Source organism: Lacticaseibacillus baoqingensis (genome assembly GCF_003946165.1).
In the GTDB taxonomy this organism is placed as follows: domain Bacteria; phylum Bacillota; class Bacilli; order Lactobacillales; family Lactobacillaceae; genus Lacticaseibacillus; species Lacticaseibacillus baoqingensis.
In genome coordinates, this window is the sequence record NZ_RHOI01000020.1 from 1 (window position 1) to 12,650 (window position 12,650).

13 protein-coding genes are annotated in these 12,650 nt (G+C 51.5%); 1 reads left to right on the top strand and 12 read right to left on the bottom strand.

Annotated features, from left to right (window positions below; genetic code table 11):
* Window positions 1-340: 340 nt before the first annotated feature.
* The 6 genes from EKM91_RS08750 to EKM91_RS08775 form a co-directional block, all read right to left on the bottom strand.
* Window positions 341-787: a Fur family transcriptional regulator gene (locus tag EKM91_RS08750; RefSeq protein ID WP_125752857.1), complete on the bottom strand. Its 447-nt coding sequence runs from the start codon at window positions 785-787 to the stop codon at window positions 341-343.
* Window positions 788-972: 185 nt separating this feature from the next.
* Complete coding sequence (locus EKM91_RS08755) at window positions 973-3,063, bottom strand: LTA synthase family protein (protein WP_125752860.1); 2,091 nt, start codon at window positions 3,061-3,063, stop codon at window positions 973-975.
* A 182-nt stretch (window positions 3,064-3,245) separates the two neighbouring features.
* Window positions 3,246-3,479, bottom strand: a complete 234-nt coding sequence (locus tag EKM91_RS08760; RefSeq protein WP_125752863.1) for a YkuJ family protein — start codon at window positions 3,477-3,479, stop codon at window positions 3,246-3,248.
* Between the two features lie 77 nt (window positions 3,480-3,556).
* Entirely contained in the window at window positions 3,557-4,591 is a 1,035-nt protein-coding gene (locus EKM91_RS08765) for a lysylphosphatidylglycerol synthase transmembrane domain-containing protein (RefSeq protein ID WP_125752866.1), read from the bottom strand.
* The gene (locus EKM91_RS08770) at window positions 4,584-5,618 is read right to left on the bottom strand and encodes a glycosyltransferase family 4 protein (protein WP_125752869.1); all 1,035 of its coding nucleotides are present in this window, start codon (window positions 5,616-5,618) and stop codon (window positions 4,584-4,586) included. Before EKM91_RS08770 ends, EKM91_RS08765 begins: the two co-directional genes overlap by 8 nt.
* Before the next feature lie 2 nt (window positions 5,619-5,620).
* Window positions 5,621-6,817, bottom strand: coding sequence for a glycosyltransferase family 4 protein (locus EKM91_RS08775; protein WP_125752871.1), 1,197 nt, complete (start codon window positions 6,815-6,817; stop codon window positions 5,621-5,623).
* A gap of 228 nt (window positions 6,818-7,045) precedes the next feature.
* Between EKM91_RS08775 and EKM91_RS08780 the strand changes: the two genes are divergently transcribed.
* Window positions 7,046-7,546, top strand: a complete 501-nt coding sequence (locus tag EKM91_RS08780; protein ID WP_125752874.1) for a hypothetical protein — start codon at window positions 7,046-7,048, stop codon at window positions 7,544-7,546.
* Window positions 7,547-7,626: 80 nt separating this feature from the next.
* Here EKM91_RS08780 and EKM91_RS08785 read toward each other — a convergent pair whose 3' ends face one another.
* Genes EKM91_RS08785 through fabF form a run of 6 tightly spaced genes read right to left on the bottom strand, consistent with a single transcriptional unit; the run spans window position 7,627 to window position 12,647 of the window.
* On the bottom strand, window positions 7,627-8,385 hold the full coding sequence (locus tag EKM91_RS08785) for a carboxyl transferase domain-containing protein (protein ID WP_125752877.1): 759 nt from the start codon (window positions 8,383-8,385) through the stop codon (window positions 7,627-7,629).
* Window positions 8,385-9,212, bottom strand: coding sequence for an acetyl-CoA carboxylase carboxyltransferase subunit beta (locus EKM91_RS08790; RefSeq protein ID WP_191987994.1), 828 nt, complete (start codon window positions 9,210-9,212; stop codon window positions 8,385-8,387). Before EKM91_RS08790 ends, EKM91_RS08785 begins: the two co-directional genes overlap by 1 nt.
* The gene (locus EKM91_RS08795) at window positions 9,212-10,579 is read right to left on the bottom strand and encodes an acetyl-CoA carboxylase biotin carboxylase subunit (protein ID WP_125752884.1); all 1,368 of its coding nucleotides are present in this window, start codon (window positions 10,577-10,579) and stop codon (window positions 9,212-9,214) included. The genes EKM91_RS08790 and EKM91_RS08795 overlap by 1 nt, the downstream gene beginning before the upstream one ends.
* Before the next feature lie 11 nt (window positions 10,580-10,590).
* The gene (fabZ, locus tag EKM91_RS08800; protein WP_125752887.1) at window positions 10,591-11,013 is read right to left on the bottom strand and encodes a 3-hydroxyacyl-ACP dehydratase FabZ; all 423 of its coding nucleotides are present in this window, start codon (window positions 11,011-11,013) and stop codon (window positions 10,591-10,593) included.
* Window positions 11,006-11,425, bottom strand: coding sequence for an acetyl-CoA carboxylase biotin carboxyl carrier protein (locus EKM91_RS08805; protein ID WP_191987995.1), 420 nt, complete (start codon window positions 11,423-11,425; stop codon window positions 11,006-11,008). The genes fabZ and EKM91_RS08805 overlap by 8 nt, the downstream gene beginning before the upstream one ends.
* Window positions 11,418-12,647: a beta-ketoacyl-ACP synthase II gene (fabF, locus tag EKM91_RS08810; protein ID WP_125752890.1), complete on the bottom strand. Its 1,230-nt coding sequence runs from the start codon at window positions 12,645-12,647 to the stop codon at window positions 11,418-11,420. Before fabF ends, EKM91_RS08805 begins: the two co-directional genes overlap by 8 nt.
* Between the last annotated feature and the right edge of the window lie 3 nt (window positions 12,648-12,650).

Sequence of the window (12,650 nt, forward strand, 5' to 3'; positions counted from 1 at the left end):
TGTTTAATTCTTTTCATTTAAGAAAAGCCCTATCACATTTACGAAACTTTGTTCAGTTTTCAAAGGACTACCTTGTCCGTTAAGACAACTTTGTAAGTATATCTTATTGAGACAATGTTGTCAACAACTTTCTTGAAAGATTATTCATTGAATGAATAATCTTTCATCTGCTGTTCGCTGAGCGACTTAGCATCGCTCGACAACAATAGCTATCATACCAGCGAGAAAAGGCCTCGTCAACAAGAATTTGCAAAAAATCCGGCAAAAAAAATAAGCCGAACATCTGCCGCAATATGCGACTATTTATTCGGCCTATCCGATAGTTTTTCTCTGGCATTAGCTAATTATTCGCCTGTTTTAATTTCTGCTGACACTCTGGGCATAGCCCGTAAACTTCCAGATGATGCCCCGTTACCTGAAAACCAGTTTTAGCGGCAGCGACCGCTTCCACATTGGTTAATTGATCATAGTGAAAATCAACGATCTTGCCACAATTTGAGCAGACTGCATGGTAATGCGGCGATAAGGCAAAATCAAAATGGGTCGCGGTATCCGCAACACTCATTTCTTCGATCAACCCCAAATCGGCCAACAACCTTAAATTATTATATACCGTCGCCACACTCATATGTGGGAACTGTGGCGCCAACGCTGCATGGATCATTTCAGCAGTGGGGTGCGCGGTACTGGCGATCATATACTGAATGATCGCCGTACGCTGTGGCGTGACGCGGATCCCCTCAGCTTTGAGCCGCTTTAGCGTCTCCGTATAAACACTCGTTTGCATGTGCGTCACCTACTTTCTATCAATTGCACACAACTGTCAACGCAAGCTTAACGCCTTTTTCTATTAAGTACAACTAAAACTCACCCTGACTTGACGCTGACAAATACAAACACCTCTGCCACCTGTCCAATTCATGCAAGACAGGTGGCAGAGGTGCGCCGTGACTAACTACCTGATCAAGGTACTCATTTAGCCGAACTGCTGGTGCTGGCAGCCGCATTAGTTTGCAGCTCTGGGGCATCCGTTTGGTACGGGATCGACTTATTCTGGTTCTGATACAAAACAGAAGTCTGCTCTTTTTGACTCTTCTTCAGCTTCGTTAAAGCTTTCTTCTTATTATAGGAGAAACTGCTTTTATCGACCTTCATAAATCCATTCGGGGTGTAGAAACGCAAAAGATCTTCGTTCATCACCCGATCAGACAACGACAACTCAGTCGTGACTTGATTCGTTGCTTTATCGATAATGGCCTTTTGCGCTGCCGACAATTGCTTGATCACCTTACCAGTACCGGTGTCGTAATAGGTACTGCCGACCTTGGTAAATTGCGGCGTGACAAAGTCGCCATTTCGAAACGCAACGGTTTGACTATGCTGCGGGCTCAGCAGATCCGTCCCAAATTGCACATAACCTGAATGCTTCACCCCTAATAGATTCAATAAGGTCGGCAAAACATCGATCTCCCCACCATAGGTATGGTTGATCCCGCCTTTTAAGCCATCCATATGAATCATCAACGGGACGCGTTGAAACTGTGCATTATCATAATTGTTAAAGGTCTTCTTCCCTAGCAGCTTCGCAACCGCCTTTTTATGGTTAGCAGAGATCCCGTAATGATCGCCGTAAAAAACGACCATACTCTTCTTGTCTAATCCAGATTGCTTCAGCCAAGTCATGAATTCACCGATCGATTGATCAAGGTAGCGCGCAGTTTGCACGTACCCATCGACGGTATCATCCCCGGTGTCGGTTTTTTCGATCGTTTGGTTTTGCTTATCTAAGGTATACGGATAGTGATTCGTCACCGTGATCAGCTTCGCGTAAAAAGGCTGGGGCAGTTGTTCGATGTACTGGGCAGAGTCTTTCAAAAAGATCTTGTCTTTCAACCCGTACCCAACATTATAGTCTTTGCCTGAGGAAAAATAGTTTTTCGTGAACCAATAATCATAACCCCAGGACTTATACGTGTTGTCACGATTCCAAAAGCTTGGCACATCCCCATGAAAAGCAGCAGTCGTATAACCATTTTGATCCAAGATCGCCGGCGCCGCTTGGAAGGTATTCGTCGTCCCGTCAGACACCATCGCCGAACCTTCTGGCAGGCCAAACAGCGAATTTTCCAGCATCATTTCGGCATCGGCAGTTTTGCCTTGGCCGACTTGATTAAAGAAGTTGTCAAAACTCAAGGTATCATTTTGATGATACAACTTGTTCAGATTCGGCGTCACTTCTTGACCCTTCCACTTGTAATCGATCAAAAACTGCTGGAACGATTCCAAATGAATGATGAAAACATTCTTGCCTTTGGCGACCCCGGCATATTCAGCATTTGGGGTGGCCGGATTTTTCTTCAAATAATCCAAGACAGAATTAATATCACTTGCTTTGGCATTCGCCTTAGTCGCACTAGTCTGCGCAGTCTTAACGCCATCAACGACCGTATAGGCATTCAAGCCAAGATACTTCACGATATAGTTGTTATCAAACGTCCGCGTCAACAAACCGGAACGATCAGAATACGCCATGCTCAAGTTAGCCCCAAACAGCATCACAGCCAACACGGAGACGCCGATCGCAAAGCGCTTTTTGATCGGCCGAATATCGATGCGAATGAGGTGTGTGGCCAAGACAATGATCAAAAACGCCACATCCAAAAAGACCAGCCAATCACTGCCCCGCATGATCCCAAAAACCCCTTTACTGAGGTTATTGGAAACCGCGCCGGAACCTTTGATCAACGCGAAGGTCAAAAAATCTGAAAACTCGCGATAATACAAGATGTTGGCAAACAGCCACACAGAAGTTAACGCATCGATGATCACCATCACAATGTAAGACTTCCGCCCGCTGAGATAAAGCGCGATCCCAAACAGCAGTAAGGTGGTCGGGATCGGATTCAGCACCAGCAGCATTTGTTGCATGCTGCCTTTGACCCCAAGGTTAAATTTGTTGGAATACGCCCAATACGTTTTCGCCCAAAACAAGGCGATGGCAAGGACAAAAAATCCGAGTCGAGAATTAAAAAATGCCCGAATTTTGCTGCCGAGATGTCTCATCGTGATCCTCCAGATGGTTAGTTTTCATGAATAAGTCATTATATCACAACCGCTAGTCTACACATTCGCTAAGGAAAACTCAATTTATCCCTCGCTTCACGCGCCGCTTTTAACGACATCTTAAGGTTGTCAGGCACAAAAAAAGCCGCCCAAGTTGCCTTGGCCGACCACGATCCCGCTGACTAGTCCCCCAGGAGATCGTAAATCTCCATCGCCACTAGATCGATATCATCAAAATCAAACTTTTGGTGATGATCCATTTCTTCGAGGGTATAGGTTTCAGTCTTTGGGTCATATTCAACCAGACCCTTTTCGGTTCCGTCTTTTTCGAAACGCCGCGTTTGAACCTCGCCATCGGTTGCTTCTTGCATCGCCTCTAAGCGCTTGATAATCGCAACTAACTGTGAGCTCTTCATACCAACGGCCCCCTTCCTGTACTTCTGTGATAGCGTACCATAAAATGGCGCCTTGTGACTATGAAAATCCCTGAAACTCAAAGATTTTTAGCCTGTTGGGAATGATCGAGCCGCTTGACTGGGACTGCTAGTGCGATGATCCCAAAAGCGATGCCGAGGTAATACGTCAACAGCCGCCATAAAAGCATCGCCAAAACCAGCTGTGATGGCGTCGCCACAAAGCTGGCAAACAGCGTCTTAAAGCTCAATTCGGCGCCGCCAGTGCCGCCTGGGATCGGGAACAGCGAAACGATCATGACGATCATGACATGTGATACCATCACCGTGACCAGATCTACGCGGCCTAAGCCAAAACTCAACAACACAAAATACGGCACCGAGTAATACAACAACAACTGGATCAGCGTTAGTCCCGCTGCCCGCAACACCTTGAACTTTTCTTGTTTGAGATGCAGGCTTTCGGCGTAAAAGGTATCGATCTTGGCATCCATATGTTCTTGCCAGCGCAACAGCCGCTCGTGGCCAATGAACCAGCCGCACACGCGCACGGCAATGCCGACGAGCCGCTTGGTAAAGCGATACTGGTACATGACCAGCAACAACCCAATAATGACCACCACATGGATCACCAAGCCAAACACGATCAGCCATGCCAATGCCCCAAAATGCGTCGCCACCCGATTAAAGCCGATCAAGATCGTCAACACGAAGTTGATCAAAACCATGAACTGGTAAACCACAAACTTCATCAATAAGACAGAACTGGCCCGGCCGCCTTCGACCCCGGCTTGCATCAAAGCCACCAATTGTGCCGGCTGGCCGCCAGAAGCAAAGGGGGTGATATTGTTGAACAGCTGCTCCACTAAGGGGACGCGCAGTGCCGCCTTAAAATTCAGATGCTCGCCATCGTGTTGAACGAAGATCTTCACCACGAAGCTTTCCACGATCCACGAACTGACCATGACTAAAAACGCGACCACCAGCCATTGCAGCTGCATATGATTGAGCGTATGCCACACTTGGTGAAAATCCAAATGCCGCATTTCGACTCCGAAAATAGCCACGCCGATCAAGATCATGACGATCATAGCAATGCGATTGTTTTTACTCATGTGTCTTCACAAGCGCTGCTTGTTCACGATAAAACCGCTCCCAGACCCGCGCTAGGCGCTCCTCTGAATATTCTGCCGCCGCGTTTTGACTCTTTTGGGTATACTCGGCTTGCATGGCGGGTGAATCACGCAATTTCCGCAGCTGCACGTTCATGTCATGCCCGTCTTTGGCCATCATGGCATAAGGACGGATGATCGTATCATACAGCTGCAGATCACGGACCATCACTGGCGTTTGAGTGGAAAAAGCTTCTAGTACTGCCATTGGGAAGAGTTCTTCAAATGATGGCAACAAAAAAACATCCGCAATGTTATAGTAATCCACCATCTCCTCACGCGGCACGATCCCGGTGAACGTCAGATTCTCTGGCGCGTTGGCTACAGCCGACTTCAAATGATCGTATCCATTAGTGATCATCCCAAAAGAAAAACCGCCAGCCCAAATGAAGCGCATGTCGGGATTGCGCTTGGCCAAGGCAATAAAGTCATCGACGCCTTTGCGATCTTGGACTTGGCCAGCGCCAAACACGACAAACGCTGACGCTTTCACCCCATATTTTTGCCGCAGGATCTGCTTATTTGTCGGCGTTTCGGGATAAAAGGTTTCACGCGAGACAAAGTTTGGAATGTAGATGACCTTCTTGGGATCGATGCCATAAGCAGCCAAACGCGGAATAAAGTTTGGATTGACCACCACTAAGATATCCATCCGCTTGTAAAATGCCACCACGTACTTGTCCAAGGTCCACCGCGCTACGCCTGGCAGACGCAGGCTTTGATCTAACGTATCAGGCAAAAAGTGCACATAACCGATCTTGCGGCCGCGCCGTTTGGAAAATGTCGACGCGAAAAAAGCCGGGTCAATGGTGTGATAATGACTCACCAGACTAGGCGTATAATCGTTGATGCTGATCTTGAATTCTTCTGGAAAATATCGCTTCAATAAATCTAACAGTTCGGTATAGACGGCACCGACCCCTTGGCCGGCCACTTTATCTGCAGAACTGAACATGTGGATGTCGATCATCGCTACCCCTTCGCCTCAAACCGCGGCGAATCCTCTTCTTCTGTGGCGGCATCATCTGGTGCATACCGGCTGACTGCTTGCTGGTAAAAAGCCAAGACATCATCACCAAACTGGTCTGCCGAAATGGCGGTCAATTTGGCTGCCAATGGCGCTGGGTCGTCAAAGGCTTGTGGATGGGCTAAATATTGCAAGACTTGATTGACCATTTCCGCATCAGTGGAAAACGTGGTGCCGATCGCAGGATCATCCAGCAGCGACTGGGTATATTCGCCAGCACAAGCCACCACTTTGCGCCCGGCTGCCATCGCTTCAATATAAGTTAACCCTTGTGACTCTGAGTCACTGGCGGAAACAAACACATCCGCAGCCCGATAATAATCAGCGACGGCGTCATGATCCACTTCCCCGATGAAGCGCACATGCTCGCCTAAGCCTAATTGCTCAGCTTGGGCTTCTAAGTCGGCTTTGGCAGGCCCATCGCCAACGACCAAAAGCACCGCATCCGGCTGTTGGGCCAAAATCGCCGGCATCGCACCTACGACGCGATCGATCCGCTTTTCGTAAGCGACACGACTCAATGACAACAACACCGGCACGTCGCTCAGCCCTAGATCAGCACGCAAGTTTTCGTTTTGCGCCCGCTTGAATTGCGTTAAATCAACGCCTGTAGGAATGATCGCCATTGGTGTTTTGATGCCATAGCCTAAAAGCGAGTCCGCCGTCCGTTCAGAAGGGGCAATCACCCCAGAAACATGGTATAAGTATGCGCGCATAAATTGACGCACATGATACGGCCGCAATAAGTGGCCATTCATCACATAGTGTAAGTAATCCTCGTACATCGTATGATATGTGTGCACCGTCGGGATCTTCAATTGCCGCGCCACGAACTTGCCAATATAGCCCATGGAGAATTCAGTTTGCGTATGGACGATATCCAGTTTCAATTCTTTGGCCACCGCATAGGCGTGAAACAACCCGCGCACCGCAATGCGGCGATCCGTAAACGACACAAAAGGCACACTGGTAAACCGAAACACATTCGGCTCGACTGCTGATTCCGGCAAGTGCGGATCGGTCGTCGTAAAGATATACACGGTGTGGCCTTTGCGTTCCAGATCCTCTTTCAGCGTCTTAATGGACGTCGCCACACCTGAGACCTGCGGAAAATACGTATCCGTAAAAATGCCGATATTCATCAGACTTCCTCCAAACGCTGACAGACTTTTATCTACAGTATAAAGACAAACGCCAGTCAGCGCAAAAATTCTCGCGTATGGGTCTATTGTAACAGAAACATGACAGGCGCCAATCCGGCATAAGTCCGACTTTTCTCCACTGGTAAATTATTCCTTAAACCTCTTTTTAGCGGTAAATAGTCCAGCACGGTCATGGCATAATTGAGACGCTGATGAAAGGAGCTGCCTATGCAACGACGTAAAACCAGAACCAAAAAGAAGCAACGCTGGGGCCGCCGCCTGCTGCTTGCGATCATTGTGATCGCCGCTTTATGCGGCTTGGGAGTCGTCTTTTTCCCCCAGTTGAACAACACCTGGCGCAGCGCCAACGGTGGCAATGATACGCCTGCGGATACGGCCGTCAAAACTGCCGTCGTCAAAGAATTGAACCAACAAAAAACAGGCAATGCCGCCACTGACAGTGTGATCGACGCGGCCGCTCAAGCGATCACCAATACCAAGATGGCCACGGTCATGGCCGCGGCCAAAGATCAAACCACCGCCGCGCAATTGCTCACCCAAGCGGGATTAAACAGCAGTGAAGCGCAACTGGTAACCAACACTTTGTTCAACACCAGTGCCTTTGACGGCGTACGGCAGGCACTGGCCCAAGGCAATTACGTTGACGCCTATCAGGCCGCCAAACAACTCCGCAACAATGAGAATGTGGCCAGTTTACTCGGTCAGTAATTACCGATCAACTTTCGATAACCACAAAAGCGTCTGGTGCACGACCACAAAAATCGTGCACCAGACGCTTTTTTTCAGGCTTAATAACGACGAAAGCGTGCTTGCCGCTGGGCCAATAACGTGGCCGTCGGCATGGCGGCCAAACGCGCGATCGTTGGGATCAACGCGGTTTTCAGCATTGTGGGAAATTGTCTGCCAGCTTCTGGAAGCACGCGCTCTACCACCTGATTGGCCAATAGCTCTTTGGGTGTGAGACCCATCAGTGCTGCGGCTGCTTCAGCTTTGGTCACATCCTTGAATAAGATCGAGGCAAAACCTTCTGGCGACAAAATCGCGTACATGCTTTGCGCCGCCATCCACACTTCATCCCCACAAGCCAGCGCTAACGCCCCGCCACTGCCGCCTTCACCGACGATCACTGCCACCAGCGGCGTTTGCAAGGTACTCACTGCCAACAACAAGTCTGCGATCGCCGCGGCTTGACCATTGGCCTCTGCTTCCTTGCCGGGGTATGCACCTGGGGTATCGATCAGCGTGATGATCGGCCGATGGAATTTTTCTGCTTGGCGCATCAAGCGCAACGCCTTGCGATACCCCCAAGGCTCTGGACAGCCGCCATGCGTGGCTAAGCGCTCTGGCAGCGTCTCGCCTTTCGTCGTGGCGATCACGGTGACCGGCCGCTGATCGAGCCAGCCGATGCCGCCAATGATCGCCGAATCGTCTTGATGCACCCGATCACCACGACATTCTTGAAAATCGCTCACGATCCCGGCGATCAATGTCCGCGTCGAGTAAGGTCTAGGGGCGCGTGCTTGTAATACTTGTTCATATGCAGTCATCAGCAGCCCTCATGCAAGGCTAATAATGCGGCCAGCTTTGCGCCCAGCGCGGAACGCGGCACGATCGCATCGATAAAGCCCGCTTTTTGCACGGCCTCGGCGCGTTGAAAATCTGCCGGCAGCTGCGCATGGATCGTCGCTTCGATCACGCGCTTGCCAGCAAAACCCACGCGACTGTGCGGCTCTGCCAAGATGATGTCGCCTTGCATCGCAAAACTCGCGGCCACGCCGCCCATCGTCGGATCGCTTAACACCACGATATACAACAACCCGGCTGCCGCGTGGTGAGCCACCGCCTGTGAGACTTTGGCCATTTGCATCAACGACTGGATCCCTTCTTGCATTCGCGCCCCGCCGCTGGTGGCCACGACGACCACCGGCAAACGAGCTTGTGTCGCCCGCTCAAACAAGCGGCACAGCCGTTCACCGGCCACAGTCCCAAGCGACCCCATCATGTAATGACTATCCATCACCCCTAACGCGACCGTATGGGCACCGATCAGCGCTTGGCCGCAAATCACACTTTCGTCACTGCCGCTGGCGCTTGCGGCCGCCTGCCGCTTGTCGGCATAGCCAGGAAAATCCGTCGGCAACTGCGGCAGCTGCTGATCCCATTGTTCGAATTGCTGCGTCAACTGCGCAATGCGCTCATGCGCCGTCAAGCGCAACCCATAGCCGCATTGCGGGCAGACCTTGGCAGCGCCAAACCGCCTGCGATAGGCGCTGGCATGACAATTGGGACAAGTCAGCCACAACCCCGTTGGCAACGCTTGGGCCTTGGCGATGACGGCTTGATCTAAAGGTGCTGGGGTACTCGTTTTTAACATCATATTGCCTCCTGTTGCTGCCAATTAGGGATCACGACCCGATCGACATAATCGATCGCTGCGGTACCTTTTTGAATGACCGGATCGGTGATCAACGCTTGTTGAAAAGACACATTGGTTTGCACCCCGGCGATTTCAAGTTCGGCTAAGGCGCGAGCCATTTTCGCCCATGCGCCAGCGGCGGTGTCGGCATGCACGATCAGCTTGGCCAACATGGCATCATAATAGGGTCCGATCACATCGCCGCACCTGATGCCGCGATCAACGCGCACGCCGGTCCCGCCTAAAGGCCATTGCAAGCGCGTGATCGTGCCGGTTTGCGGGGCAAAATCTTGGGCTGGCGCTTCTGCATTGAGCCGACACTCAATAGCGACGCCTTGCGGTTGCCAGCGCGTCGTGCCATGCGCCAGCGCTTGGCCGGCAGCAACGTTGATCTGGGCAGCCAATAAGTCCAACCCAGTTACCATTTCCGAAACGGGATGTTCCACTTGAATGCGCGTATTCATCTCCATAAAATACGCTTGCCCCTTTGGTGTCACTAAAAACTCGACGGTCCCGGCGTTTTCGTAATGGCTGCCAATGGCGATCCGTTCAGCCAGCGTTTGCAAATGGGTGCGCAAAGCCGGGGTACATGTGAGACTGGGACTGATTTCCAATAGCTTTTGTTTGTGGCGCTGCAGCGAACAATCGCGCTCCGGCAAAGTCCACACTGCTCCTTGGCGGTCGGCCAGCACTTGCACTTCCAGATGTTTAGCCCCAACGAGGACTTTTTCTAAATACATTGCCGCCGCGCCAAATGCTGCCGTGGCTTCACCTTGAGCCACAGCCCATTCGGCTTGCAGCTGTTTGGCCGAAGCGACTTTGCGGATCCCTTTACCGCCGCCGCCTGCCGCGGCTTTAAGCATCACCGGATAACCTAAGTCAGCAGCGGCGGTCAACGCATCGGCTAAGGTCGTGACCGGTGGCGATCCTGGGATCACCGGCACGTTTAACCCTTGTACCAACGCCCGAGCTTGCGCCTTATCGCCTAAAGTTTGAATCACTGTTGCACTGGGGCCGATAAACACGATCCCGGCTTGCGCGCATAACTCGGCAAAATCCGCACTTTCAGCCAAAAACCCAAAACCGGGATGAATGGCTTCTGCCCCAGTCAACACCGCTGCGGCTAATATATTTTGCATCTGCAAATATGAATCACTCGCTTTAGCTGGGCCAATGCAAACCGCCGTATCTGCCAGCTGTACATGCAAAGCGGCTTGGTCGGCTTGTGAATACACCGCCACTGCGCTGGCGCCTAATTCATGGATCACTTGGATCAAGCGCACGGCGATCTCGCCACGATTGGCCACTAAGATCCGTTTGAACATGATGTCACTCCCTATTGAATGGCGAAGACTAATTCAGCCATACAAGCCAGCTCTTCGCCAACAAATGCGCGGCCAACGCCGCTGCCAATGCCTTGTGCACGCCGAGTCAACGTCACTTCCAGCCGTAAGGTATCACCGGGGCGAACCATTTTGCGAAATTTTGCTTTGCGGATCCCCCCAAGAAAAACGGTTTGACCGGCTAATTCCGGTTCTTGCAGCAATGCGATCGCCCCGGTTTGCGCCAAGGCTTCGATTTGCAAGACACCAGGAAAAATCGGGTTGCCTGGAAAATGTCCTTGGAAAATGGCTTCGTTGACAGAAACGTTTTTGATGGCAACAGCCGAAACTCCTGGCGTCGATTCTAAGACCCGATCGACCAACAGCATCGGATAGCGATGTGGCAATATCGCCATGATTTCTTGTGCTTCAAGCATTTGTTTCCTCCGTGATCAAAAGTAAGTCCTGGTGATATTCGACCAGTGATTCATTCGCGATCAAGATCTCTGAAACGACGCCAGAAACCGGACTTTTGACTTCATTCATCATTTTCATGGATTCGATCACGCACACCACTTCGCCTGCGGTCACGTGATCGCCTACTTGTTTGAACACTGGTTCTTCTGGTGCCGGCCGCAAATACGCGATCCCGACTAACGGCGCTAACACCGGGGTCCCGGTCCCGGTTGCCGGCGGAGACGTTGGCCCGGCAGGTTCAGCAACTGCTGCGCGATCAAGCGGCGCAGGCTTTTTCAAGTGCAAATGGTCATTGCCAATGGCCAAGTCTAATTCCAATGCGGAACTTTGCTCGAATTGAGCAAATAAGGCGGCAATCATTTTTTCATCCAAACGCCTGCGCACCTCCTAATGCTAAGACGGCATTATGTCCTCCGAACCCAAATGAATTACTCAACGCAAACGGTGTCTGCGGTTTTTGATCCAAGCCAGTGACTAAATCAACGTCACACGCTGCATCAGGCACCCCGCCAAGATTCACCGGCAAGCGCGCCGCATTCAGCGCGGCAATGGTCAAAATCGCTTCCAGCGCACCGGCTGCCCCAAGCAAATGTCCCGTCATCCCCTTAGTTGAACTAACGGCAACTGGCTGTTGGCCAAATACCGTCCGGATCGCCTTGGCTTCCATCAGATCATTAGCCACCGTTGCGGTCCCATGGGCATTCACATACCCGACTGCATCTGGAGTCAACCCTGATGTCGCCAGCGCTTGTTGCATGGCCTTAGCCGCATATTGCCCACTAGGATCAGGGGCCGTCATATGATACGCATCGCTAGTCGCGCCATAGCCTAAAACATAACCTAAGATCTGCGCACCGCGCGCCTCAGCGTGGGCTTGGGTTTCTAAGATCAAAGTGCCTGCGCCTTCGCCCATCACAAACCCGCTGCGGTCTTGACCAAAAGGCAGGCTGGCCGTTTGCGGGGTGTCTGCCGCAGACAAGGCAGTCAACGCCGCAAAGCCGCCGATCCCGATTTCATTGATCGATGCTTCTGCCCCTCCGGTGATCACCATATCTGCACGGCCGGCTTGTAAACACTGCACCGCCTGGGCGATCGCGCTGGTGCCTGATGCACAGGCGGTCACGACGGCATAGCTTTCAGCATGAGCACCAAAATATTGCGCCAAAACGCCTGGGGCCATGTTGATGATCGCCATCGGCACGAATAATGGTGAGATGCGCTTGGGGCCTTTCGCATTTTTCTTCGTGACCTGCGCTTCGATGGTTGATAGCCCCCCGATCCCTGAACCATAAATCACTGCCAAGCGCTGCGGGTCGACCGCCGTGGCTAACCCTGCTTGTTCGGCAGCTTCAATGGCACTATAAAGGGCAAACTGGGTAAAGCGGTCTAAGCGTTTGGCCAATTTCTTGTCCAAGCGCTTCGTCGGCTCAAAATCAGCGACCTCCCCGGCCACATGGATACCAGTGGCGCTGGCATCAAATTGCTTGATGGGTTGGATCCCCAAAGTTCCTGCTTGCATCGCTGCCACACTTTGCGCCACATTTTGGCCCAAAGCATTGACGGTGCCCATTCCTGTTATGACCACTCGCTGCACGTT